General features: G+C 59.0%; 23 protein-coding genes. 5 read left to right on the forward strand and 18 right to left on the reverse strand.

All coding sequences use genetic code 11. The features are described from left to right. Positions 1-60 precede the first annotated feature (60 nt). Positions 61-1,221 carry an ATP-binding protein gene (locus HMPREF2849_RS08770; RefSeq protein WP_070862884.1) on the forward strand — a complete coding sequence of 387 codons (1,161 nt, stop codon included), beginning with the start codon at positions 61-63 and terminating at the stop codon, positions 1,219-1,221. A gap of 5 nt (positions 1,222-1,226) precedes the next feature. On the opposite strand, the gene HMPREF2849_RS08775 is transcribed toward HMPREF2849_RS08770, so the two are convergent. The 8 genes from HMPREF2849_RS08775 to HMPREF2849_RS08810 form a co-directional block, all read right to left on the reverse strand. After that, the gene (locus tag HMPREF2849_RS08775; RefSeq protein ID WP_048735289.1) at positions 1,227-2,279 is read right to left on the reverse strand and encodes a uroporphyrinogen decarboxylase/cobalamine-independent methonine synthase family protein; all 1,053 of its coding nucleotides are present in this window, start codon (positions 2,277-2,279) and stop codon (positions 1,227-1,229) included. Then, the gene (gene mnmA, locus HMPREF2849_RS08780) at positions 2,276-3,415 is read right to left on the reverse strand and encodes a tRNA 2-thiouridine(34) synthase MnmA (RefSeq protein WP_048735286.1); all 1,140 of its coding nucleotides are present in this window, start codon (positions 3,413-3,415) and stop codon (positions 2,276-2,278) included. The genes HMPREF2849_RS08775 and mnmA overlap by 4 nt, the downstream gene beginning before the upstream one ends. Positions 3,416-3,478: 63 nt before the next feature. After that, positions 3,479-4,630, reverse strand: coding sequence for a cysteine desulfurase family protein (locus tag HMPREF2849_RS08785; protein WP_048735387.1), 1,152 nt, complete (start codon positions 4,628-4,630; stop codon positions 3,479-3,481). A 253-nt stretch (positions 4,631-4,883) separates the two neighbouring features. Continuing rightward, on the reverse strand, positions 4,884-5,828 hold the full coding sequence (locus HMPREF2849_RS08790; RefSeq protein ID WP_016422471.1) for an electron transfer flavoprotein subunit alpha/FixB family protein: 945 nt from the start codon (positions 5,826-5,828) through the stop codon (positions 4,884-4,886). A 54-nt stretch (positions 5,829-5,882) separates the two neighbouring features. After that, a complete protein-coding gene (locus HMPREF2849_RS08795; protein WP_048735284.1) occupies positions 5,883-6,668 on the reverse strand; it encodes an electron transfer flavoprotein subunit beta/FixA family protein in 786 nt (261 codons plus the stop codon). A 337-nt stretch (positions 6,669-7,005) separates the two neighbouring features. Next, on the reverse strand, positions 7,006-8,190 hold the full coding sequence (locus tag HMPREF2849_RS08800; protein ID WP_070605070.1) for a THUMP-like domain-containing protein: 1,185 nt from the start codon (positions 8,188-8,190) through the stop codon (positions 7,006-7,008). A 54-nt stretch (positions 8,191-8,244) separates the two neighbouring features. Next, positions 8,245-9,084 (reverse strand): NUDIX hydrolase, encoded by an 840-nt coding sequence (locus HMPREF2849_RS08805; protein WP_070546741.1) that lies wholly within the window; start codon positions 9,082-9,084, stop codon positions 8,245-8,247. A 6-nt stretch (positions 9,085-9,090) separates the two neighbouring features. Then, entirely contained in the window at positions 9,091-9,927 is an 837-nt protein-coding gene (locus HMPREF2849_RS08810) for an ABC transporter ATP-binding protein (RefSeq protein ID WP_048735276.1), read from the reverse strand. 140 nt (positions 9,928-10,067) lie between these two features. Between HMPREF2849_RS08810 and HMPREF2849_RS08815 the strand changes: the two genes are divergently transcribed. Together HMPREF2849_RS08815 and glgB are read left to right on the forward strand one after the other, a co-directional pair. Next, positions 10,068-12,098 (forward strand): alpha-1,4-glucan--maltose-1-phosphate maltosyltransferase, encoded by a 2,031-nt coding sequence (locus tag HMPREF2849_RS08815; protein WP_049194095.1) that lies wholly within the window; start codon positions 10,068-10,070, stop codon positions 12,096-12,098. 180 nt (positions 12,099-12,278) lie between these two features. Further along, positions 12,279-14,474 (forward strand): 1,4-alpha-glucan branching protein GlgB, encoded by a 2,196-nt coding sequence (glgB, locus tag HMPREF2849_RS08820; protein WP_070862885.1) that lies wholly within the window; start codon positions 12,279-12,281, stop codon positions 14,472-14,474. Between the two features lie 128 nt (positions 14,475-14,602). Here the strand turns inward: glgB and HMPREF2849_RS08825 are convergent, their stop codons facing one another. Further along, the gene (locus HMPREF2849_RS08825; protein ID WP_049172060.1) at positions 14,603-15,775 is read right to left on the reverse strand and encodes a serine hydrolase; all 1,173 of its coding nucleotides are present in this window, start codon (positions 15,773-15,775) and stop codon (positions 14,603-14,605) included. 333 nt (positions 15,776-16,108) lie between these two features. Here HMPREF2849_RS08825 and HMPREF2849_RS08830 point away from each other — a divergent pair, with 333 nt between their 5' ends. Next, the gene (locus HMPREF2849_RS08830; protein ID WP_016422463.1) at positions 16,109-16,504 is read left to right on the forward strand and encodes a TIGR02611 family protein; all 396 of its coding nucleotides are present in this window, start codon (positions 16,109-16,111) and stop codon (positions 16,502-16,504) included. Positions 16,505-16,555: 51 nt separating this feature from the next. On the opposite strand, the gene HMPREF2849_RS08835 is transcribed toward HMPREF2849_RS08830, so the two are convergent. Together HMPREF2849_RS08835 and HMPREF2849_RS08840 are read right to left on the reverse strand one after the other, a co-directional pair. Beyond that, positions 16,556-17,605: a co-chaperone YbbN gene (locus HMPREF2849_RS08835; RefSeq protein ID WP_070546753.1), complete on the reverse strand. Its 1,050-nt coding sequence runs from the start codon at positions 17,603-17,605 to the stop codon at positions 16,556-16,558. Positions 17,606-17,688: 83 nt separating this feature from the next. Further along, positions 17,689-17,994, reverse strand: a complete 306-nt coding sequence (locus HMPREF2849_RS08840) for a thiamine-binding protein (RefSeq protein ID WP_049172056.1) — start codon at positions 17,992-17,994, stop codon at positions 17,689-17,691. A 31-nt stretch (positions 17,995-18,025) separates the two neighbouring features. On the opposite strand from HMPREF2849_RS08840, the gene mce reads away from it, so the two are divergent. Next, entirely contained in the window at positions 18,026-18,478 is a 453-nt protein-coding gene (mce, locus tag HMPREF2849_RS08845) for a methylmalonyl-CoA epimerase (RefSeq protein WP_005509354.1), read from the forward strand. Between the two features lie 364 nt (positions 18,479-18,842). Here the strand turns inward: mce and nucS are convergent, their stop codons facing one another. The 7 genes from nucS to HMPREF2849_RS08885 form a co-directional block, all read right to left on the reverse strand. After that, on the reverse strand, positions 18,843-19,535 hold the full coding sequence (gene nucS / locus HMPREF2849_RS08855; RefSeq protein WP_005509457.1) for an endonuclease NucS: 693 nt from the start codon (positions 19,533-19,535) through the stop codon (positions 18,843-18,845). A 77-nt stretch (positions 19,536-19,612) separates the two neighbouring features. Continuing rightward, complete coding sequence (locus HMPREF2849_RS08860) at positions 19,613-20,098, reverse strand: DUF2550 domain-containing protein (protein ID WP_240593322.1); 486 nt, start codon at positions 20,096-20,098, stop codon at positions 19,613-19,615. Between the two features lie 235 nt (positions 20,099-20,333). Then, on the reverse strand, positions 20,334-20,705 hold the full coding sequence (locus HMPREF2849_RS08865; protein ID WP_049194097.1) for a F0F1 ATP synthase subunit epsilon: 372 nt from the start codon (positions 20,703-20,705) through the stop codon (positions 20,334-20,336). 11 nt (positions 20,706-20,716) lie between these two features. Then, positions 20,717-22,156, reverse strand: coding sequence for a F0F1 ATP synthase subunit beta (atpD, locus tag HMPREF2849_RS08870; protein WP_005509621.1), 1,440 nt, complete (start codon positions 22,154-22,156; stop codon positions 20,717-20,719). Between the two features lie 2 nt (positions 22,157-22,158). Further along, complete coding sequence (locus HMPREF2849_RS08875) at positions 22,159-23,139, reverse strand: F0F1 ATP synthase subunit gamma (RefSeq protein ID WP_005509705.1); 981 nt, start codon at positions 23,137-23,139, stop codon at positions 22,159-22,161. A gap of 53 nt (positions 23,140-23,192) precedes the next feature. After that, complete coding sequence (atpA, locus tag HMPREF2849_RS08880; protein ID WP_005509387.1) at positions 23,193-24,836, reverse strand: F0F1 ATP synthase subunit alpha; 1,644 nt, start codon at positions 24,834-24,836, stop codon at positions 23,193-23,195. 54 nt (positions 24,837-24,890) lie between these two features. Further along, positions 24,891-25,709, reverse strand: coding sequence for a F0F1 ATP synthase subunit delta (locus HMPREF2849_RS08885; protein WP_048735245.1), 819 nt, complete (start codon positions 25,707-25,709; stop codon positions 24,891-24,893). Positions 25,710-25,713 lie beyond the last annotated feature (4 nt).

The raw sequence follows: 25,713 nt of genomic DNA on the forward strand, positions 1-25,713 counted from the left end.
TTCGGCGGAATATCCAAGTTATCCAAGCCGATGTGGATTATCCATTGCTATGATTGATGCGTGACCACTCGCGGCGACAAGGCCATCTCCATCCCACGCAATCCTTTCCACCCCACATTCGGCCGATCCCCGGCCATCATCGGTGGGCGCGATGTCGAGCTGGACTCGTTTGAGCTGGCTCTGGCGGAAGGCCCCGGTAATCCCTGGCGAACCGCGCTAATTTCCGGTACCCGCGGAATCGGTAAGACGGTACTTCTCAACGAGTTTGAAGCCGCAGCAAAGCAACTGGGATGGATTGTGCTGCGTGCTCACATCGGCTCTGAAATGATTTCTGAACTCACCGATGTCACCATTCCGCGCACTTTCAGTGCCATTGACAGTGCACCGATGGGCAAGGGCCGTCACCTCACCGGCCTGTCCATCGCCGGCATTGGCGGGTTTAAGACGGAAGCCAGCACTTCTCAGCCCGAGCCCGGCAGGAATCTGCTCAGCCAACTTCAGGATCTCTCGGCTCTCCTCATGCCACAGGGATCCGGCATCTTGCTCACTCTCGACGAGGTTCAAAGTGCAGACCCCGCACAGCTCAACGAAATTGCCCATGCAATCCAGGACCTAAATCGCGACGATGCGGAGATTGCCTTTGTCGCAGCCGGGCTGCCCAGCGGTATCGAAGACTTGCTCCAGCTAGAGGGCGCAACATTCTTACGCCGTGCCGAGCGCGTGTCTCTGGGCCGATTGGACGTGGAGACCACCAAGGACATCATTCGCAGAACTGCAGAACTCGGCGAACGCGCGATGACCGAGGATGCCGTCGAGCTGGCCGCTGAACTCAGCCACGGCTACCCGTATCTCATACAGACCATTGGCTCAGTCGCTTGGGCTAAGGCCAGGTTGGCCCACTCGGACACCATTACCGCTCAGCATGTCTCGGATGCCGCAGCGGAATCCATCCGCCGCATCGGGCTGCAAGTTCATGCGCCCAGCCTGCGGAAAGTGCCACCTCGCCAGATTGATTTTCTCAAAGCGATGGCGCGCCTCTCCCCCAATGGAAAGCCCGTGGCCACGAGCGCCATCGCAGAGACCATGGGACGCAAACTCTCTGGCATCTCACAGCTTCGCCATGACCTGATTTACCGCGAGTTGATTGTGTCAGCGTCGACGGGATACGTGGAATTCACACTTCCCTACTTCGCCGACTACCTCAATACGCTGGTGGAATAAGGTCGCTATTCGTCGCGAGCCAAGTCACCGGCTGCCCGACGAAGAAGTTCCGTGGCATTACGGCCTGCGCCGAGTTGCGCCTGTGCTTCTTCATTGGAGCTGGCAGCAAAGCCGCCCATCGGCGCCAGATTCAGGCTCTCAGCAATCTGTAGGCGCGAATAGCCCAGCTCATCCCAGAACAGCGCTGCTTGCTCAGCGAGTGCTCGAGCCGGTGTCGCCACCGGGACGCCCGTGTGCTCTTCTCGCTCCGTGACCGTCACTGGCACAATACCCAGCTCCAGGGACATATCGGCACCGACCACGGCAGCCGCAAAATCCAGTTGCTGCGTGGTGGTCAGTTCTTTGCGAGGTAGCCACACTCCGGCCGCACCGGAATCCGCCAAGGCCTGAACAGCCAGGCCATCGGGGCTCGACAGCGCGATGGTCACTTCGATTTCGTCGTCACGCAGCGGCCCTGTGACTTCGAGGAAGATCTCCGCGATCTCGCGGTGCCCCTGGGCGGGGAGATAACCCGCGTTGCCCATCAGCATGGACGGGGCCTTGATTTTGCCCTGTACGACTGCGCCGAGTGCGGGTTCTGCCAGAAGTACTTCGATGTCGCTGTCGAAACGCCGACGGACATCGGCGATGTGGGAAGCCAATCCCGCGGCCAACGACTGCGCGAAGTACTTCACGGCGCCGCGGTCAACGGCGATGAGATGGCCTGCGGCATTTTCCACCGAAGTCGCCATCGTCCATGGGCCGAGAGCGGTCAGGCGAATTTTCTGCGGGGTGCGTCCCCACGCTTCCTCGCACGCGTCGATGTCTCGGTGGAGATAATCAGTGGCCAAGGCACTCGCGCGACCACGACGGTCGGCGACTTTCCAGGAGCGCGCTCCCCTGTCGACGACGAGGTCAGCCATGAGGGCGGCCGTGCGACCGACGGCATCGGCGCCGAACCCACGGGCGGGCAACGTCGGTAGCGTGAGGTGACCTTCCAGGCATTCGCCAATGACAATCTCTGCCGCCTCGTGTGGATTGCGGCCCGGCATCGGGCCAAGGCCGACAAAGGAGGTCACGACAAGTCCTCTTCACGGGCGGTCGAGACAATCGTGCCGGAGCCCAGCACGTAGTCGCCCGCAGTGTCAGTGTGGTACAAAACAGCGGCCTGACCAGGCGCGACACCACGAAGCGGATCGCTCAGGTGCAGCCGGAAGGCGCCACCGCGTCCGGTGACGTCATCGTCAGGTCCTGCCAGCACTTCAATGCGGCAGTCGATGGGGCGACCGTGCGCACGCACCTGCACCTGCAGCTTGCCGGCCTCCGAGGCAGCGAGTACCTCATCCGGGTTGGCCAGCCAGATGGCACGGTCGGCCTCGAGCACGTTGACATTCAAGTCCGCAGCCGTGCCGATTGTCACCGTGCCGGTCTCTGCATCAATGCCGGTGACATAGCGCGGCTTGCCATCCGGCATCGGCCCCGCCAGGCCAATCCCCTTGCGCTGACCAATGGTGAAACCGTAGACACCGTCGTGCTCAGCGACGGTGTCGCCAGTTTCCTTATCCACAATGGTGCCCGGGCGACGGCCAATCTTCGCGCCCAGGAACGCCTTGGTATTGCCATCCGGGATGAAGCAGATGTCGTAAGAGTCCGGCTTGTTGGCAGTGCCTAGTCCCATCCCGCGGGCTTCTTCACGAATCTCTGGCTTCTCGGTGTTTCCTACCGGGAACATCGAGCGCTGCAGCTGCTCGCGATCCAGCACGCCCAGGACATAGGACTGGTCCTTCTTCGCATCGCGGCCGCGGCGCAACAGGCCGTCGTCGCCAAGCAAAGCGTAGTGCCCCGTGACCACAGCGTCGAAGCCGAGCGCGATGCCGCGCTCTAGTAGAGCGGCGAACTTGATGCGTTCATTGCAGCGCAGGCATGGGTTCGGCGTCTCGCCGCGCTCGTAGGAGTCGTAGAAGTCATCCATGACCTCTTCCTTGAAGCGCTCGGAGAAATCCCAGACGTAGAAAGGAATGCCCAGCTCATCGCAGACGCGGCGGGCATCGCCGGAGTCCTCTAGCGAACAGCAGCCGCGGGATCCAGCGCGAACGGACTGCGGATCTTTCGACAGCGCCAAGTGCACGCCGACGACCTCGTGACCTGCGGCCAATGCACGCGCCGCAGCCACGGAAGAATCCACACCACCGCTCATTGCTGCAAGAACTCGCATTGCGTTGCAACCTTTCCCCTCTAGATTTTGTGCACGTGTCACCGTACCACCACGGGGCAAAAACTAAGCCATGCCCGCACGCCGCGCCCGCTCGACCGTTTCCGGCAGCGCCGAAATGACGGCGTCGACATCCGCCTGCGTCGAGGTGTACCCCAGCGTAAAACGAATCGACGACCGCGCTTCCGGCTCCGAAACGCCCATCGCCATCAGCACGTGCGAGGGACGGTTAACGCCCGCGCTACATGCCGATCCCGTAGAGCAGTCAATTCCCGCCGCATCGAACAGCATGATCAAACTATCGGCCTCCGCGCCCGGGAAGCTAGCGTAGACGTGCCCCGGCAAAGCGAGCTCGCTGGTGTGGATAATCGCACCGTCGATGTGCACGATTGCCCTGATGAGCTGCTGCGTCAGACCGCGGATTCGTTCATTGTCCGTCGCCATCGCGTCCACCGCCGCGCGCAGTCCTGCCGCCATGCCCGCCGCCGACGCCACGTCCTGCGTGCCCGAACGCAGTCCGCGTTCCTGCCCGCCGCCGTTGTTATGCGGGGTAAGTTTCGCTTCACGACGAACAAGCAGCGCCCCAATCCCACGGGGACCGCCGAACTTGTGCGCGGAGATGGCCATTGTAGTGGCGCCACTTGCGTGGAAATCAATTGGCAGATGTCCGGCTGCCTGCACAGCATCGATATGGAAAGGCACGCGAGCCTCCTTCGCCCGCTTGGCAATCTCCTCCACCGGCTGGATGGTGCCGGTCTCATTGTTCGCCCACATGCACGTCACCAGCGCGGTGTTCTGCCGACTAATCTCCGGGAACTGCACCATGTCAACGCGACCATCAGCACCTACAGGAGCCTCAACAATCTTGGCCCAGTGTTCCTTTTCCAGATGGTGACATGTCTTCAACACTGCATCGTGCTCGATTGGTGGAACCACAATGTCCGAGCCAGAGGCCTTGAAGTACAGGCCTGAAATCGCTAGATTGTCGGCCTCAGTTCCACCGGAAGTAAAAACTACCTCGATGGGATCGGCACCGAGCAGCTCTGCAATTTCTTCTCGGGACTCTTCCAGAACCTTTTTCGCAATGCGTGCGGTGGCGTACTGCCCCGAGGGGTTGGCCAGACCTAGGTTCTCGACCATTGCCGTGCGCGCTTCTGGGCGCAATGGTGTAGTCGCGGCATGATCCACAAAGTGACGGGTCTTCGCAGCAGACTTCATTTCACTCTTCTCGTCCGGAGCGGCAACGATGTGGTCATTAAGCATGCAGGCAGTATAACGCTGCGTGCGCCTTATGCTCACTATCCGCCATAGTTAAACCTCACTGTCTGCACGAACAGATGAGTAGGACCAAAAAAATGCTCGGAGCGGGAACAGACAGGAAATCTGTGCCCACCCCGAGCGGGTAGTTGCTAGCCGAGTTGACTCTCGGCCAGCAGCCTTACGCAACTAGCAGCCTTAAGGCAAGTGCGTATTACTTCAGGTTCTCGATAGCCTGCGGGACAACGTCGAACAGGTCACCGACGACACCGAAGTCAGCAATCTCGAACAGCGGAGCCTCTTCGTCCTTGTTGACCACAACGATGGTCTTGGAGGTCTGCATACCTGCCTTGTGCTGGATAGCACCGGAAATACCCAGAGCAACGTAGAGGTCCGGGGAAACGGTCTTACCGGTCTGGCCAACCTGGAACTGACCCGGGTAGTAGCCAGCGTCAACAGCAGCACGGGAAGCACCAACAGCTGCGCCGAGAACGTCTGCCAGCGGCTCAACAACGTTCTTGAAGCCATCCTCGGATGCGACACCGCGGCCACCGGAAACAACCAGCTTAGCCTCGGTCAGCTCCGGACGGTCGCCGCCCTCAGCCGGCGCAAAGGAAACGATCTCGACAGCGTTGTTGCCGATCTCTGGGAATGCAATCTCGGTAACGTCAGCGGAACCGGACTTCTCCTCCGGGTCAACGGAGCCCGGACGCAGAGCGTAGACCGGGGATGCGCCGTAGCCGACACCGTCAACGATGTACTCGCCACCGAAGATGGAGTACTTAACGGAAGCGTCATCGTTGATAGCAACAACGTCGGACAGCAGACCGGAACCGGTCAGCGCAGCGACGCGGCCAGCGATTTCCTTGCCGGTTGCGGAAGCGGAAACCAGCACCGGAACCTCACGCTCGGAGGCCAGGCCGACGAGAACGTCAACCTCAGGGGTGATCAGGTACTTGTCGGCATCGTCGGACTCAGCAGCGAGAATCTCGCCAGCGCCGTAGGAGGCCAGGGTGTCTGCGAAGCCAGCAGCGGTACCCGGGGTACCCACGACAACTGCGGCCGGGGTGCCGAATGCGGAAGCAGCGGTCAGCAGTTCAGCGGTGGTGTTCTTCAGCTCGCCATTTGCGTGCTCGACGAGAACGAGGACGTCGGTCATAGTGATCTTTCTCCTACTTGTATCTCTATTTGTCTTCTATTCGCGTCAAGCGCCTTAGATGAACTTCTGGGCCTTGAGGTACTCGGCCAGCTTGGCGCCGCCGTCTCCCTCATCGTTAATGCGCTCACCAGCGGTCTTAGCCGGCTTCGGAGTGGAGCCAGTGACACCGGTAGCAGCGTTTTCGAGACCAACCTGCTCTGCCTCAGCAGCAACATCGTCCAGAGTCAGCTCGGTGACCGGCTTCTTCTTAGCGGCCATGATGCCCTTGAAGGATGCGAAGCGCGGGCTATTAGCCTTCTCAGTGACGGAGACGACTGCCGGCAGGGATGCCTTGAGCTGGTAGATACCGTCTTCGACCTCACGCTCACCGGTGATGGAGTCACCTTCGATAGCGACAGAGCGCAGGTGAGTCAGAACCGGCAGGTCGCGGTAGACACCGAGGATAGCCGGGACGGAGCCGGTGCCACCGTCAGTGGAGGCATTGCCGGTGACGATGAGGTCAACATCCTCGAGAGTGTCGATGACGTTGGACAGAGCCCATGCGGTCTGAACAGCGTCGGAACCTTCAAGTGCGTCGTCCGAAAGAATGACGGCGTCGTCTGCACCCATGGACAGAGCCTTGCGCAGTGCCTCGATGGCACGATCCGGGCCAACAGTTGCGACGGTAACGTTTCCGCCGTGCTCTTCCTTCAGCTGCAGGGCAGCCTCAACAGCGTTCTCATTAATTTCGTCGAGAACTGCGTCTGCAGACTCACGATCGAGGACAAACTTGTCATCGGTGAGCTTACGCTCGGACCAGGTGTCCGGAACCTGCTTGACCAGAACCACGATGTTCGGCATTTTTCTGTCGTCCTTACTGGTTGATTACTGGTGAACGTTTATCTGACCTTACTTCGCAAGCCGCCTCACAATAAAGTGAACCAGGCCACGCTCTAGGTCGTCTGTGTTGAAGATAACAGAACCTGTCGCCAATGCGAAGGTGATCCAGATAACAATGTCGTTATTTTTTTAAATTTTTTTCTACACCACGAGCACAGCCCGCCCGCCAACATGCTATTTCCGCATGTCAGACGTTAATAGTACGCAATCAACTGCAGCTGTCTCCGCAGTATTCGCCAACAGCAAACACCGATCCCCAACGGGCTACCCCCACCAGTTTTCCGTCGTAAAGCGGTCCTTAACCGATCTCCCGGGGCTGACAGATAAACGCCGTCGCGCTCCGTCCGATGCGCGTGACCACCACCGCCAATGCCCTGGAGCCCTTAAGTTTCCACTGCTTGCGCAACGCGTCGGGGTTGACGTCTACGCCGCGCACGAGAATTTCCACCGATCCGCAATCCAACGCTGCCAGTGCCTTGCGAACCTGCTTCAACCCCACTTGCTCAATAACTTCGAACCCGGCAATCCCCTGCGGCAAAACATCGCCACTGACGTGCGCAATCCGCTCATCGAGCTGCCACAGCCCATGCGCCGCCGCAAAATGCCGCACCAGCCCGGCGCGCACAATCGCCCCATCCGGATCAATGATGTACCGACCGGCAGCGCGCACATCGACGTCGTCAGGCATGGTGTCGTCGTAGGTCTGCACGTCCACCGCCGACAACTCTAACGGCCTGTGCTTATCGACGGTCCGGATAACCATCGCCGATCGCGTTACGGATTGCCCATCGGTAACTCCGGCCAACCCCGGCGTATATAGACATGCCTCCTTGACCGCACCGTCCACCGAAGTGACAGCCACTTCCCCGCTCCACTCGCTGAAGTCGAGGCCCGGCGCACATTTGATAGCTAGTTCTTTGTCGGGCCAGGCGGCTATGAGCGCCGGCAGCGATGGGAGCAAGTCCTCCGGGTTGGTGATCCTGCGACCACCGGAGCGGCGTGCAGGGTCAGCGACAATGACGGGTGCGTCAAAGGTCGGTTGCAAAGCATCGGCCTGCGCGAAAATGTTCTTGCCGACGTTATGCCGCGCCATGGCCAGCCGCGCAAGGTCGAGATCAGACCCGACAACGGTCAGGCCCTCGTGGTCAATTGCTGCCACCTCAGTACCAATGGAGCAGGTCACATCGGCCACTGATTCGACACCGAGATGCGCAAGCCTACGAGCGCGAGCCAGCGCGACGACAAAGGGCGTGGCCTGTTGCGCTGCTTCGGAAGAGAAGATCCAGTCCCCTGGCAGTTTGCTGACCGCAGAACGCCGAGCTGCCGCGACTTCAATGACCGCGCGACCAAACTCGCCACAGTGTTGGCGTAGATGCGCGGAGTCTGCAATCAGAGACTTTTTAGTGAGCGCGAGCTGGTCGGCCTCATCTAGCCACTCCGGGTGAGCAGCAACAGCGGCCACCTCTGCAGCGGACAGGGACACTCGTTATCTCCTTCCAACTAGGGATCAGCCGGTTAACGGGGGTTGAGTAGTCGGCTAACGGTTCATACCTTTGCGCAAATGCCCCATGTGGGTGGCAACAGCAAAGTACTCATCCATAAAAGGTTCCCCGAGGAAGTCACTACTGGTGCGTCGCACCGGAGTGTTTCTGGCCGCCTCGAGAGCCTCCGCCACAGTACTGACACCGTCCAAGCGAGTCAGTTGCGCCCAGGTCGGAGGCATGAGGCCAAGTAGCCCACGGCGCCATCCATCCAAAATCGTAGTCGGTCGGAACCAACCTGAAGATGATGCCTCAGAGGTGTCACCGTCGGCTCTTTGACCGTCGGGAAGCGCGGCGAGGAAGAAATAGGTGTCGTAACGAATGGGGTTGGATTCGGGTGTCACCCAGTTAGCCCAAGGACTGACGAGTTCGGCATCGAGCGCCAGATTTTCATTGCTAAGAAAATCCGTCAATGACAACTCGTGGGCTTCCAACTGTCGTCGCTGACGGTGGAAGCGGTGGGCATCTGCGACAATCTCACCGCCAGCATCGCGAACCAACAGAGTGCCTGTTTCCTCAAAGGTCTCACGCACGGCCGCGCAGGTGAGCGCGTGCGCCCGCACGCGGTCGACGTTAAAAGCCTGCGCGATCCGCGACTCGGGGTCGGCTTCCGACGGCTCGGTCACGGCCATGCCCTCATTCGCGACAGCGGGGAAATCACGCCGGTCTACTCCACCGCCGGGGAACACGGTCATGTTGGCCGCAAAACGCATTGAGGATACGCGTTCTTGAACGTAGACCTCGAGCCCGCAGTGGGTGTCGCGGAGCAGCAACACAGTCGCAGCCAGTTTCGGCGACGCGGGTGTATTCGGGGTTTCAGGTGTCGGAACCGCCATGAGCGTCTACTTCTTCCGGTGCTTTCCAGCAGGCCGTGCCCGGCGCGCAAAGTAGCGATCATCGATGCGATCGACGACGATTTCCTGGTGGAAAGCCTTGGTCAGGTTCTCACTGGTCAGGACGTCGTCAATAAGCCCCTGTGCGATGACATTGCCTTCGTCGAGGAGCATCGCATGGGTGAAGCCGTACGGAATTTCTTCCGGGTGGTGCGTAATCATCACCATCGCCGGCGCATCCGGGTCGAGTGCGAGTTCGCCTAAGTAACCGACGAGGTCCTCGCGACCGCCGAGGTCGAGTCCGGCTCCCGGCTCGTCGAGAAGCAGCAATTCGGGGTTGACCATCATGGCTCGTGCGATGAGTACGCGCTTGCGCTCTCCCTCACTGAGAGTGCCCCAGGTGCGGTCTGCAAGATGCTCAGCACCCATGCGCTCGAGAATCTCGGAGAGCTGTTCGAAATCCATCTCTTCATAGGTCTCACGCCAGCGCCCCAGGACGGAGTAACTGGCGGAAATAACAAGGTCCGCGACCTTTTCGTCATTGGGAATGCGGTGAGCAATCGACGATGATGTCAAACCAATCATGGTGCGCAGATCACGCATGTCGGTGCGCCCAATCTGCTCGCCCATCACATGGGCCACCCCTGAAGACGGGAACTCCTCCGCTGCAGCAATGCGCATCAAAGAAGTTTTGCCTGCACCGTTCGGCCCCATGATGACCCAGCGTTCGTCAAGTTCTACTTGCCAATCGACCGGCCCGACCAGCGTACGGCCACCACGGATGAGGTTTACGTCGCGAAAGTCGAGTAGTAAATCTTCGTTAAAGTCTTCTTCCAATTCAGCCACACATCCATGGTGCCCTAACTTTGCCCAAATGTGCGCTTGGACATTCTCATCTATCCTCGGTAGAGAGCAAATCGAGTTCACTCGAGATGGTTTTGCTTCGATTTTCACCTAGCTCGCCGACAATTAGGAGAACGTCTTTTATGACTGGTCGAATCGGTATTGATGACATCCGTCCTCAAATCAACGGTGGTGCAACTCCATCGAAGGCCGTAGTGGGTGAAGTCGTCCCAACCTTTGCCGTCATTTGGCGAGAAGGCCATGACGCGATGAACGCCACGCTCAACGTCAAGGGGCCGAAGGAATCAGCTTTTGCTTCCCGCTCACAGCGCATTCCAATGCACTTTTCTGACCATGATCCAAATCAGGTCAATGCCACCTTCGTCCCAGACGTTCCGGGGCTGTGGACCATTCGCATTGATGCCTGGTCCGACCCGATGGCAACGTGGCGCAACGCTATCACCAAGAAGTTCGAGGCCGGTCAGAGCGAAGCTGAACTCGCTAATGATCTAGAAATTGGCGCCGCTCTCTTCGACCGCGCCGCCGCTGGTGCCGCTGCTATCCACCGCAACCACCTACGCTCCATCGCCGCAGGTCTGCGCGGCGACGGCGATCTTCGCGCCCGCATTGCAGCCGCGCTTTCCGACGAGACCCGCGCCATTTTGCAGGCGCACCCGGTGCGCGACCTTTTGACCCGCGGAAAGACCCGCAAGATCAAGGTTGACCGCCGCGAAGCCCTGTACTCCTCTTGGTATGAGTTCTTCCCCCGTTCCAACGGTGGTTACGGCGAAAATGGCGAGCTGCTGCACGGCACATTCAAGACTGCGGTTGCACAGCTTGATCGCGCTCAGCGCATGGGCTTCGACACGGTCTATCTGCCCCCGATTCACCCAATCGGTGAAATCAATCGCAAGGGTCGCAACAACACCCTGACCCCGGAACCGGGCGATGTCGGATCTCCGTGGGCTATCGGCTCCGCAGAAGGTGGCCACGACGCCATCCACCCGAGCCTCGGTGACGAAAAGGACTTCAAGGAATTCATCAAGGCTGCTAAGGAGCGCGACCTCGAGGTCGCTATCGACCTAGCGCTCCAGTGTGCACCGGACCACCCCTGGGCTAAGGCTCACCCGGAGTGGTTCACCGTGCTGCCGGACGGCACCATTGCCTACGCCGAGAATCCGCCGAAGAAGTACCAGGACATCTACCCGCTGAATTTCGACAACGATGCCAAGGGCCTGTACGCAGAGGTTCTGCGTGTAGTGAAGTTTTGGGTCAAGCGTGGAGTCAAGGTCTTCCGCGTGGATAACCCCCACACCAAGCCGGGCAACTTCTGGGAATGGCTGATTGAAACCGTTCACGAAACCAACCCGGAGGTCATCTTCCTCGCCGAGGCCTTCACCGCCCCGGCCCGCCTCTACGGCCTGGCCAAGGCTGGCTTCACTCAGTCCTACATCTACTTCCCGTGGAAGACTACGAAGGAAGAGCTGACCGAATTCGGCGAGGAGATTACCCGCCATGCGGACATCGCTCGCCCATCCCTATGGGTCAATACCCCCGATATTCTGCATGACTTCCTGGTCAAGGGCGGCCGTGGCGCCTTCGCCATCCGCGCCGCGCTGGCTTCAACCCTGTCTCCGCTGTGGGGCATGTACTCCGGCTTCGAGCTGTTTGAAAACGTTCCGGTCAAGGAGGGCTCCGAGGAGTACCTCGACAGCGAGAAGTACCAGCTCCGCAGCCGCGATTACGACCAGGCACTGGCCACCGGCAACTCGCTGGAGCCGTTCATTGCCACGCTGAACAAGATTCGTCGGGAGCACCCTGCTCTGCAGCAGCTGCGCAACTTGCACTTCCACGACATCGACAATGACAACCTGCTGGCTTACTCGAAGCTCGATCCGGTCACCGGCGATGCCATCCTCGTTGTTCTCAACCTCGATCCGTGGAATGCCCAGGAAGCTACCGTGCACCTCGACATGGATTGCATCGGGCTCCGCAACCACGACCGCATGGATGTCACTGACCTGATTACCGGCAACCAGTTCAACTGGGGCAAGGACAACTACGTCCGCCTGGCACCGTGGGAAAACGTTGCGCACATCATCAAGCTGCCGGAAATCGATGTCAAGCTCCGCCACAAGTTGGCTTGGCGCGACGTCCCCGACTACGAGGGCTAGAACGCTTGCTGGGAACTTTCGGGGTTAGTGGGCCGCTGACCTGACCACTGTCGCAACGATTCGTCGTTAGGCTGGCGGGTGAGTTAGCAGCCCACTGTCCCCTACCTCCCTCTATTTCTTTAAAACTTAACTCAACAACTTCACATTCACCTACCTAGAAACGCTTCGGAAGGACCTTCCATGGGAGCCCACACAGATCCCCGCCTCGCAATTGATTCCGGCGATATGGATCGCCTGCGCTACTGCACCCATCACGATCCGCACAGCATCTACGGCGCACACGTCGTGGACGGTGACACGGTTATTCGCACGAGGGTCTTCGGCGCTCAGGCAGTTACTGTCGTCAGCACGCGCGGCGAGTTTGAAGCGGAGAACCTGGGCGACGGTTTCTTCACCGCCCTCGTCCCCGGCGGCGATGACTTCGACTACCGTCTGCGCATTACGTGGGACTCCGGCGAGACCGTAGAGCGTGCCGACGGCTACCGTTTCCTCCCCACTATCGGCGCTGGTGACCTACACCTAATCGGCGAGGGACGTCATGAGGAACTGTGGAAGGTTCTCGGTGCTCACCTTCGCAGTTACGACACAGAGCTGGGTACGGTCGAAGGCACCTCGTTTACGGTCTGGGCTCCGAACGCACGCGGCGTCGCCGTGGTCGGTGACTTCTGTATGTGGAACGGCGCGCAGTACCCAATGCGCTCTATGGGTGGCGCAGGTATCTGGGAGCTGTTCATCCCGGGTGTGGGTGAGGGCGAAGTCTACAAGTTCGCCATCACGACACCGGAGGGACAGCGTCGCGATAAGGCCGACCCGATGGCGCGTGCTGCTGAGCTCCCACCGGCTACCGGGTCGATTGTTGCGACCTCCGACTACGCCTGGAGCGACCAAGCGTGGATGGAAAAGCGCGCCAACACAGACTGGACCGAAGAGCCCATCTCTATCTACGAGGTCCACTTGGGTTCCTGGAAGCAGGGCCTGAGCTACGAGGTTATGGCGGAGAAGCTGGTGCGTTACGTGGTCGACATGGGCTACACCCATGTGGAGTTCATGCCAGTATGTGAGCACCCGTTCACCGGTTCCTGGGGTTATCAGGTTTCCGGCTACTACGCTCCGACCAGCCGCTTCGGCACCCCAGATCAGTTCCGCGGTCTAGTTGATGCCTTCCACGCCGCTGGCATCGGTGTCATCATGGACTGGGTTCCGGGGCACTTCCCGAAGGACGAGTTCGCACTTGCCCGCTTCGATGGCACGGCTTGCTACGAGCACCCGGACTGGCGCCGCGGCGAGCAGCGCGACTGGGGCACCTACGTTTTCGACTTCGGCCGCAACGAGGTACGCAACTTCCTCTACGCCAACGCACTGTACTGGGCAGAAGAGTTCCACATCGACGGTCTGCGCGTCGACGCAGTGGCTTCCATGCTGTACCTGGACTACTCCCGCAATGAAGGCGAGTGGCTGCCGAACCAGTACGGTGGCCGTGAAAACCTCGATGCTGTTCAGTTCCTGCAGGAATTCAACGCCACGGTACACAAGCACAACCCGGGCTTCCTCACCGTGGCCGAAGAATCTACTTCTTGGCCGGGTGTGACCGCACCTACCGAGCACGGTGGCTTGGGCTTCTCTATGAAGTGGAACATGGGCTGGATGAATGACACGCTGGAGTACTTCAGCAAGGAGCCGATTTACCGCTCCTACCACCACCATGAGCTCACCTTCGCTATGGTCTACGCCTACTCGGAAGAGTTCATTCTGCCGATTAGCCACGACGAGGTCGTGCACGGCAAGGGCTCGCTGTGGGAGCGCATGCCGGGCGGCGATTGGGATAAGGCCGCAGGCCTACGTACTTTCCTGACCTTCATGTGGGCGCACCCGGGCAAGCAGCTTCTATTCCAGGGTCAGGATCTTGGCCAGAACCACGAGTGGAACCACGATGAGTCCGTGGCTTGGGACAACCTCGAAGGTTGGAGCGGCGAATTCCACCGCGGCATTCAGCTGCTGGTTAAGGACATCAACGCCATCTACAAGGAAAACCCAGCGTTCTACACCCAGGATGACCGCCCAGAGGGCTTCCAGTGGATTAACGCGGATGATTCCACAAACAATGCTGTGTCCTTTGTCCGTTACGGCACCGATGACTCGGTCGTCGCCTGCGTCTATAACCTGTCGGGAACCACGCAGGAAATCTACAAGATTGGCGTACCGCGCGGTGGCCAATGGACGGAGATTCTGAACACAAACGCATCGCGTTACGAGGGCTCCGGCTACGGTGAAAACGGTACTGTGACCGCGGTCGAGCACGGTTGGAACGGCCAGGCTCACTCGATTGATTTGGTGCTGCCGGCCAACACCGCCGTTTGGCTGAAGTGGCAGGGCTAGTCCCGAATCCAGCCAAACAAAAGACAATCACATAGGAATTGCCCGTGCTGCACGGTTTTCAGTGATCTGAGTTTCGGCCTGAAAACCTGACACACGGGCAATTTTGTTTTGGGGAGCGTATCCAGGTTTTATCCTCGGAACGGATTGAACCAGTCAGGTTCCAAAGATTCGTTGTAATTCGCAGAATCTGAATCATCGGTGTACGCGGATCCATCCATGCTGTCGGTTCCGATGCGATCCGGAATGCCGTCGCCATCCTCATCCGCGCTCCACGTCGCAGCCTGCTTGGCAGTCAGTGGCTTGCCATCCTTACCAAGGCGATTGTAATCCGGCAGAAGCGGGGCTATTTGGGAACCCAGCTGGCCGAGCAGGCCGTCGGTAAGCTCATTGAGCGGCACCTCATCAAAGCGCGTCGTAATGGCGTAAGCGATGGGTCCGGCTGCGGTGTACAAAATACCGTGGTCATTAACGCCCTCGGCAGTGTCACCGGTCTTCTGGACTGCGGAGCCGACGTACATCACAAACTTCTGCGAACCACCGTAAGTGAGGTAGGTCAATGCAGTTTGTGCCGTGTCCTTGGTAATGAAGTTGTGCTTTGAGGTGCCATCGGCCACTTCCTGGAGACGTGCCATGAACAGCGCAGCTTGAGAGGGAGTAAACCAGGACCGATCACCGCTGGGATTGGGGATGTTGAACTTGTTGCCCAGGTGGTAGCGCTTGTCATCAACACCGGCTTCCTTGATGGTTTTGTTGACCTCGTCGAAACCAGCGACAGCGTCAATCAACCCATTCGCCGCGGTGTTGTCCGAATACCGCATCACGTACTGCAACAGCCCGTCGAGCGTGTATTGGCCAGGGCCAATCACGCTTCCGCCAACACCATTGTCCCAATCGACCGTCACCGTCTTGTCTAGGTCATCGCCGAATTTCTTCAGCGCAGTAACCACTAACGGAGCCTTGATGGTCGATGCGGAGTACTCCTTCGTATCCTCGCCTACCGACGCCGTGAGCCCTTTGTATGGACCGTCAATGACACGCAAATAGACACCTAAATCAATGCCATAGTTGTCGGAGAAACTCTTAGCCGCAGTATCGAGGACGTCCTGTGCATCAGACCAGGTGACTTCCTCGGAAGCATCCCAACCGTTATCTGGAGCATTAGGTTTTGTGGTAGCAGTGGTGGCCTTGGACCCGGTGGTGCTTGGGACATCGATGGTGCACCCCGCCAACAGAGTCGAGGCCGAAAGCGCAACAATGACCGAGGCGGAAGTAGCGCGAAGGGCTTTGGGGCGAAGTCGCATGCAAAACTCCTGGCTGCAGAAAACTGAAGACCAAAGGCACCTAGCGCAGTATGAACTGTCTGAGGTGAACAGGTGGATGAGATGCAGTGGTAACTGCTGTAAACCACTGAGAACTGTTGGAAGATTACCACCTTCCGAAAAATCTCGTTGCACTGGGGCGCAGCTTTTGTGCAACAATGGATTAAATATAGACATGATTAAAAGAATCAATGTCCAACGGTGCACCCAGGCAGTTGAGCTGCACATTTGATGCTTAATGCTTCAACGATGCCTCGTCCGAGACCGCTGCTAGAAATAGCGCACGGCACCGAAAATCGGAGGAAGTGAATCGCAATGAAGGAAAAGGTACATCGCTTGATGGACCGCATGCAGATTCGCCATGCCCATATGCGCAACACCTGGTATGGGCCGGTACTCTCCCCGGTTCTTCTCGTCGCAGGCTTCGTATTGCTCATTGTTGGCATTATCATTTTGCCAACTCCTGCTCCCGGATGGCTCTGCATCTTTGTTGCACTGGGAATTCTCTCGTTGGTGCATCCGCCGACACGTCGCCTGAACATCTGGTTGGCAGCAAAATTGGACGCCTTTTACGCCTGGTATGCGGAGCGTCATGTGGCAATGAAAGCAACACTTTTCCTGTTGCTAATGGCGTTTATGGCCGCTGTAATGGGCAGCGTCTACTACTTCATGGCTCCGGATGACTGGCCATACACCGACGCTTCAAGCTAGGAGCCTGAGCGCTTTCCAGGCTCCTAGTACAGTGCCCCTAGTCCAGTACTCCTAGTACAGTGCGCTAGCCATCCTCCGGCGTGCATCCAATGCCACTGGATCTGCGGTATCGAATAGCACAAGCAGCTCTAGTAGACGCGACTTGATGGCCTCACGGTCATCGCCAAACACCTGCGGGAGCAACTTCAACAAACGATCGAGCGCCTTCGCTGGATCGTCGACAAGCATCGTGACATCCGCGGCATCGAGGGCGAGCGCGACGTCCTTCGGCGCAGCGTCGGCCTTTGCAATTGGATCTGCGCTGCGATCGATTTTGGCAGCGCGGGCGAAGAAGGACACATTCGCGTGAGCGCGCTTCAGCCCCTGATTTGCGGGCTCGGACTGCAGCATAGCGTCATACAGCTCCAACGCTCCGTCGAAATTGCCCTCCTCGAGCAACTCTTCGGCCTGCTCCAAACGCGGGTCATCGGTGGGTACGGGGTTGCCGAAGAAGTCAGTCGGCTCCGGAGCCTCCGGCCCGCTACCCTCCCCAGCCATGCGAGTTCCCGCCGGCAGCCCCTTGAGACGCCCCCGAGTGGCCTCCATAACCTGCGCCAGCCACTGCTCCAGCCAATCCCTGGTTTTCTCACCCACAAACATGCCAATGGGACTGCCCATAGCCACAGCCGTGACTGTCGGCACTGCCTGCACACCGAATGCCTGGGCCAGCTGTGGATGCTCCTCAGCATCTGCCCACGCCAGGATCCAGTTCAAATTGGCCTCACGAGCCATGCCTTCTAGCTCAGCCCGAAGACGCAGCGAATCAGCTGCTCCAGCCATGCCGATCAAGACAATTACCGGTACCTGCTCCGAGCGCAGAACGACTTCTGCCTCAAGAGTCTGCGGGGCAATCTCAACTACAGGAGGAAGCCCATTTCCCTGATCACTGGTTGCCCGCTCGATCTCCTCTCGGCGCTTACGTTCGGCTTCGGCGCGCTGGTGGAGCTGCTCCAAATCAACCGTGCCGGGCGGTGGTGGCGGAGTCGAGCACTCGCGGTGACCGTGTGCTCCATGCGAGTGACCATGAGAATGGCCATGTGCGTGACCATGTCCAGCTGGCATCGTAAAAGGGTTCCTCTCCAGTGTCGTCGTAAAGCCTATGTAAAGACCTATGTAGAGCCTACGTGCCCAATCCGAACAAGAGACTAGTCGGTGGCTTTCAGCGCATCCTCGACCGCATCCACTTTCGCACGCAGCTGCCCGGTATATCCGTTGCGAATGTCCGCTTTGATGACCAGAGAAGTACGCGGACTGACACGGCTGACTGCTTCCGTAGCTCGCTTAATGACATCCATCACCTCATCCCATTCGCCTTCAACTAGGGTGAACATGGCATTGGTCTCGTTGGGCAGGCCGGATTCGCGCACAACACGCACGGCTTCAGCAACCGCCTCCGCCATTCCCTGCTCGGGATCGGAGAAAGTGGGGGCAACAGAAAATGCGACAATCATGCCGCCGATAATAGCGAGTACCCTGGAAACTATGAGTGAGACACAGATTCCCGTTCCCCATAAGTACGTAGTCGCTGTCGATCACGTCGGCGTCGCAGTCCCGGATTTTGATGCCGCTATTGAGTGGTACCGCGCAAACCTTGGTTTCATCAACTACCACGATGAAGTCAATGAAGAGCAGGGCGTCCACGAGGCCATGGTCGGCCCGGCCGACAAGGTTGAAGGTGGCACTCTGGTTCAGATTCTCGCGCCACTGAACGACCAGTCCACGATTGCAAAGTACCTGGACAAGAAGGGTCCAGGAATCCAGCAGTACGCAGTTCGCGTCACTGATCTGGAGGCGCTGATGGCGCACCTGAAGGAGCAGGGCACCCGGGTGCTGTACCCGGAGCCGAAGATCGGTACCGCAGGTTCGCGCATCAACTTCATCCACCCGAAGGATGCCGGTGGCGTCCTGCTGGAGCTCGTTGAGCCGGCTAAGTAGATCTATCCCCAGCGGCGCGTGATAGTGCGGTGAGCTCTGTTGCGCCAGCAGTTAGTGTGCCAATGACGCCGGTCATCGGCGCCTGCACCATAATCCTGCGGCCAAGCTACGATGTGCGAGGTCCCGGGCATGATTTCCTGGTCGCACCCTGGACAGCGATAAACCTTTTTCGACTGTCCAGCGCTGATGTTACGCACCGCAAAGTCCACGTCCTGCCAACCGGCAGGCCCAGATTCAGTGCGGGTGTTTTGGAAAGAACTGCCAAATGCGGGCAGGCTGCCGCGATTCTGGCCGTGGTTATTACGCCCGCCGCGTTGGTTGCCTCGTTGATTACCGCGCCGCTTGTGGTTTCGCCTAGGCATGGCTAGAACAACCGCAATTCATTGGACTCCAGGCCACGCAGGGCGTCGTAATCCACGGTCACACAGCGAATCCCACGATCCTCTGCCAGAGTCTTGGCCTGTGGCTTAATCTCCTGGGCAGCAAAAATCCCTTCCACCGGTGCCAGCAGCTCATCGCGGTTCAGCATCTCCAAGTAACGGGTTAGCTGCTCAACACCGTCGATACCGCCCCGACGCTTAACCTCGACTGCAACGGTGGCGCCGTTTTCATCGCGGCCAAGCAGATCCACCGGTCCGATCGGGGTTGGGTATTCGCGCCTAATCAGGGTGTAGCCCTCGCCGAACGTTGTGAACTGATCTGCAAGCAGCTCCTGTAGATGCGCTTCTACCCCGTCCTTCTCCAGGCCAGGGTCCTCTCCCAGTTCGTACGTGCTATCAGCCAGCACCTTGCCGATAGTGATACGAAGCTGCTCGCCCTTCTTATTCTCAACGACCCAGAGCTTTTCACCAGTGTCTTCACCCGACTCGTCGAGAATATCCTTCTCCGTCAGCGTGCACGGCGGTGTCATCCAGTTTAGAGGCTTATATGCACGGTCGTCGGCATGCACAGAAACAGACCCATCGGCTTTCACCAACAGCAAGCGCGGGGCATGAGGCAGATGGGCATTCAAGCGACCGACATAGTCAACGGTGCATTCAGCAATCACAAGGCGCATTCCCCTACCCTAACGTGACTGCCGCGCGGGAGAAAACAATACCCACTAGAGCCTTAGCAATAGCCTCTCGTAAGAGACTAGTACTGACTTCCCCGGCCACGGTTATAAGCCGAACGGAAACGTCGCTCAATATCTGTAGGAAACTCACGAGTCTGGCGTGACGACGGCTTCGACTCCACCCACGCCACCAGGGCAGTGTCCGAGGACGAGTCCACGGCAAACTCCCATTCGGTATTTTTCCCCGTTTTAATCCTGACTACCCGAAGCCCGGGCGCGAAAAAACCCGCCTCGATGTCAGTCGGATCTCGGCGATCCACAATAGTGACATCGTGACGGGCAAATTCGGCATCACAGCCAGGACGCAGCGAACGTAGCTTGTACATCTTCAACGTCGACTCTGAATAAACAATGACACCATGGCGCCAATGACTGCCATCACCTGCAGGAAGGCGACGAGCAATAACAGGAGTACCTTTTGCATGCAGGCTGGCGAAACGCCACAGGGCAAGGACCCCGCCGACGATCAACATCGCACCGATAATCATGAACATGATTGACATCATGGTTACGCTTGAAAACACTATCTGCCAGCCTCGCATCCGGGTGAATAGACGACGAACCTTGGTTCAAAAGCGCTTTAGAGGCTTTTTACAAACCCTACCCGATTGTTGCACTGACATGAAAAATAACTAAGAAAAACGGGGCGGGAAGCTGGCAAGATTTCTCTTGCGAGCTCCCCGCCCCGTTTAAAGAAGCAGGAAGAATACGGTCGTGCGACCGGATGTTCAGGCGAAAAGACTAGTTGATGGAAGCGCGACGAGCCGCGCGGACCTCCGACTCAGCCTGAGCCTTTACTGCAGGGTCATCCGAAGTCAGGTTGGACTCGGCCTCGGAGAGGTTAACCTCGTCAGCCCAGACTGCCTTATCCGCGAGGATCGAAACCTTCGAGGTAGACACGGAAATGAACCCACCCTGTACCGAAGCGACAAGAACCTTGCCGTCTGCGGTCTTGATGGTCACCGTGCCGTTGTTGACCAGCTGGCCAAGCAACGGCTGGTGTCCGGGCAGCACGCCGATCTCACCCTCGGTGGTCTGGGCAGAGACCAAAGTGGCCTTGCCCTTCCAGAGCGGTCGCTCAACGGCAACCAGTTCAGCGGTGATTTCAGCCATGAGGATGCCCCTTACTTCTTCTGCATTTCAGCGTACTTCTTCTCGACATCGTCGAGGCCACCCAGGCCGTCGAAGGCCATCTCCGGGTAGTTGTCGAAGTCGCCCTTGCAGATGCGGTCGAAGGCAACAATGGTGTCCTTCAGCGGGACGTACGAACCAGGCAGACCCGTGAACTTCTCAGCAACGAAGAAGTTCTGACCCAAGAATCGCTGGATACGACGTGCACGCTGCACGGTCACCTTGTCCTCCTCAGACAGCTCGTCCATACCGAGGATGGCGATGATGTCCTGGAGTTCCTTGTTCTTCTGCAGGATGTTAATAACCTGCTGAGCAACTCGGTAGTGCTCCTCACCGACGATCGACGGCTCGAGGATACGAGAAGTCGAAGTCAGCGGGTTCACTGCCGGGTAAATACCCTTCGATGCAATCGAGCGGTCGAGCTCGGTGGTTGCATCGAGGTGGGCGAAGGTCGTTGCCGGAGCCGGGTCGGTGTAGTCATCGGCAGGCACGTAGACGGCCTGCAGAGAGGTAATCGAACGGCCCTTGGTGGACGTAATGCGCTCCTGCAGAACACCCATCTCGTCAGCCAGGGTCGGCTGGTAACCCACGGCGGAAGGCATACGACCCAGCAGGGTCGAAACCTCAGAACCGGCCTGGGTGAAACGGAAGATGTTGTCAATGAAGAGCAGCACGTCCTGGTGCTGAACATCGCGGAAGTACTCTGCCATGGTCAGACCCGACAGCGCGACACGCATACGGACTCCCGGCGGCTCGTCCATCTGGCCGAAGACAAGGGCGGTGTCCTGGAGAACGCCCATCTCTTCCATTTCCAGGAAGAGGTCGGTGCCCTCACGGGTACGCTCACCAACACCGGCGAAGACCGAAGTACCGGAGAACTCGCGTGCAATACGAGTAATCATCTCCTGAATCAGAACGGTCTTACCGACACCGGCACCACCGAACAGACCAATCTTGCCGCCCTTAACGTACGGGGTCAGCAGGTCGATGACCTTAATACCGGTTTCCAGAATCTCGGTCTTGCCCTCGAGCTGGTCGAAGGCCGGCGGCTCACGGTGGATGCCCCACTGCTCACCATCGCGACCCAGGCCCGGCTCATCCAGGCAGTCGCCCATTGCGTTAAAGACGTGACCCTTGACGACGTCACCAACCGGAACCGAAATCGGCTTTCCGGTGTCCTTGACCTCTGCACCGCGGACCAGGCCGTCGGTCGGAGCCATAGCAATGGTACGAACCATGTTGTCACCGAGGTGCTGTGCAGTCTCGAGGACAATGGTCTTGGCGACCGAAGGAAGGGTAACTTCCACGGTCAGCGCGTTGTAAAGTGCCGGCAGTTCGTTACGCGGGAACTCCACGTCGACGACGGCACCGATGACACGCACAACACGGCCCACAGCCGTGGTGGTGTTCTGCTCACTTAGAGCTGTGCTCATATCTAGTCACTTTCTCCGCTGTCGTCGAGCGCACCGGCGCCACCGACGATTTCTGTGATTTCCTGGGTAATCTGTGCCTGACGTGCCTGGTTAGCAACACGCGAGAGGTCCTTGACCAGCTCGGTAGCGTTGTCCGTCGCGGACTTCATAGCGTTACGACGGGCAGCGGACTCAGAGGCAGCGGCCTCGAGCATCACTGCGAACAGAGTGCGGGACACGTACTGCGGCAGAAGCTCTGCCAACAGGGTGTCTGCATCAGGCTCGAATTCATAGTCCGGCTTGAGGTCATCTGATCCATCGGACAGCATGTCCTCGCCCTGAGCAATCTCGACATCCTCGTACACAGGCTCAATCGGGAGCATCTGGTGTGCACGCGGAATCTGAGAAAGCATGGACACGAATTCCGTGTAGACAACGTGGACCTGGTCGAAGCCCTGAACGGCCTCGCCGTTGGTGCCACGCAGGCCTTCGCGGTACTTGGCAGTGCCCTCGGCCGTAGCGTTGAAACCATCAATGAGGTGACGACGCACGTCGTGGGTTGCGGCGTAGTCCGGATCCTGGGAGAAGCCCTCCCACGTACCGGCGAGCTCGACACCACGGAAGTCGTAGTAGTCGGTGCCCTTACGGCCAGTCACGTAGAGAACGACCTCATGCCCCTGCTCTTCCAGAGCGGTACGCAGTTCTGCAGCCTTCTTCAGGACGTTGTGGTTGTAGCCGCCACACATGCCGCGGTCACTGGTCACAACCAGGACAGCAACACGCTGGTTACCCTCACGCTTTACGAGCATCGGGTGATCCAACGACGAAGCCGATGCGAGACGTCCGATGACCTTCTCGATTTCGTCGGCGTACGGCTGGGAGTCTGCTACGCGACGCTGCGCCTTAGTAATGCGCGAGGTTGCGATAAGCTCCTGGGCCTTGGTGATCTTCTTGGTCGAGTTCACCGACTTGATTCGGGCTCGAAGTTCACGAAGATTCGCCATGTCCTATTCCCTCCCTTCAATTGCGAAAACGGTCATTGAGTAGCTCAACCTGCCTAGTTCTGGGCAGTCTTGCGGGAGACCGTAATCTGCTGCTTCTTGAGCTCGCCCTCGTCGAGTGCCTCGACCGGAGCCTCGGAAGCCAGCGGTGCGCCCTCAGAAGTCTGGAAGGACTTCTTGAAGTTAGCGGTAGCGGACTTCAGAGCAGCCTTGGACTCGTCAGAGAAGGCGACGCCGCCGTCAATCTGCTCGAAGACTGCAGGCTGAGTGTCCTGCAGGTGCTCAAGCAGCTCGGCCTCGAAGCGACGGACGTCCTCAACCGGGACATCGTCGAATTCGCCCTCACCAGCGAGGTAGATGGAGGTCATCTGGTACTCGACCGGCTGCGGGTGGTTTTCCTTCTGCTTCAGCAGCTCAACCAGACGCTGACCGCGCTCCAGCTGACGCTTGGAGGCATCGTCCAGGTCGGATGCGAACATTGCGAATGCTTCCAGGTCGCGGTAGGACGCGAGGTCCAGACGCAGGTTACCGGAAACCTTCTTCATGCCCTTGGTCTGTGCGGCACCACCAACACGGGAAACCGACACACCGACGTTAATAGCCGGGCGGACACCCTGGTTGAACAGGTCGGACTCGAGGAAGACCTGGCCATCGGTAATGGAAATGACGTTGGTCGGAATGAAGGCCGACACGTCGTTTGCCTTGGTCTCGATGATCGGCAGTGCGGTCAGCGAGCCTGCACCCATGTCGTCGGAGAGCTTCGCAGCACGCTCCAGCAGACGGGAGTGGAGGTAGAAGACGTCACCCGGGTAAGCTTCGCGTCCCGGCGGGCGACGCAGCAGCAGCGAGATGGCACGGTATGCCTCTGCCTGCTTAGTCAGATCATCGTAGATGACCAGGACGTGCTTGCCCTGGTACATCCAGTGCTGACCCAGTGCGGCGCCTGCGAATGGTGCAAGCCACTTGAAGCCTGCGGCATCCGACGCCGGGGCAGCAACGATGGTGGTGTACTCGAGTGCGCCCTGCTCCTCGAGGGTCTGGCGCACACCAGCAATGGTGGAGCCCTTCTGACCGATAGCAACGTAGATGCATCGCACCTGCTTGCTCGGGTCACCGGACTCCCAGTTAGCCTTCTGGTTCAAAATGGTGTCCAGGCAGACCGCGGTCTTACCGGTCTTACGGTCACCAATGATCAGCTGACGCTGACCACGACCAATTGGGGTCATTGCGTCGATGGCCTTAATACCAGTAGCCATCGGCTCTTCAACCGGCTGACGCTGCAGCACGGTCGGTGCCTGCAGCTCGAGGACGCGGTCCTCTTCAGCCTCAATGTCGCCCAGGCCGTCAATCGGCTGGCCCAGGGGGTTAATTACGCGACCGAGGAACTTGTCCCCGACCGGAATCGAAAGGACGTCACCCGTCCGCTTTACCTCGTCACCCTCTTTAAGCGACTCGAAGTTACCCAGCACCACAACGCCGACCTTGTCGGTGTCGAGGTTCTGAGCGACGCCAATAACGCCGCCCGGGAACTCCAGAAGCTCATTCGTCATGACCGACGGCATTCCCGAAACCTGGGCGATACCATCAGCTGCACTGATAACAACGCCAACCTCCTCACGGGAGGCCTCCGGGGAGTAGCTCGAGGTGTAGTTCGCAATCGCGCTACGGATCTCGTCGGAGGAGATCGTCAGCTCCGCCATGTTCTTCCTGCTCTCGGTAATATTCTTCCAGTGATTAATCGTCTAAACCATCCGTCAGCCGAGGCCGACGCGCAGCTTCTCAAGCTTTGTTGAAAGGCTACCGTCGATGACCTCGTCGCCAACCCGGATGACCAGTCCACCGAGAATCGACTTGTCGATCACGGTGTGGATGGACATCGCCTTGCCGTAGACTCGGCCGAGCTTGTCCGCCAGTGCTCGCTCTTGCTCGTCAGAGACGGCCGTGGCACTGGTCACGCGAGCGACGACGTGGTTCCGCAGGCCGGCGGCTAGCCGGGACAGGGAGTCAATGTCGTCCGCGGGGCGCTTGGATGGGCGGCCAACAGCCTGCAGTGCCAGGGTTTCGGTCACGGAAGTGACCTTGCCGTACAGCACAGAGGCGAGGAGCCCACGCTTGGCTTCGGGGGTTGCGGCCTTGTCGGCCAGCAGCTGTTCAAGCTGCGACTGCTCAGCCAGGATGTGTCCCAGTTGGAACAGCTCAGACTCAACAGTCTCAAGCTGTCCCTGGCCTTCGGCAGAGCGAAGGAGGGCTCGACGGCCCAGCTCTACCAAACCCTCACGCATTTCACGCGGGGTGGACCATACCTGCGCGGCAGCATCCACGACGAGGTTAAGAGTCGTCTCAGATACCTTGCCCGCGAACAGGCTCCGGACAAGGCCGGAACGCTGTTCCGCAGTCGCCGAGGTGTCGGCGACAGCGACACGCAGGCCGCGGTCGGAGTCCAGGACCTCGACGATGTCGAAAAGCTCGGAACCAGTCTGAGCAGCCTGAGCAACAGCGACATTGTCGCCACCGATAGCGGCGTCCAGTCGCTGGCTAAGGGCTGCCAGGGATTCGCGGCTTGCTGCGTGCATGTCG

This window comes from Corynebacterium sp. HMSC073B01 (assembly GCF_001838255.1).
Classification (GTDB): domain Bacteria; phylum Actinomycetota; class Actinomycetes; order Mycobacteriales; family Mycobacteriaceae; genus Corynebacterium; species Corynebacterium jeikeium_D.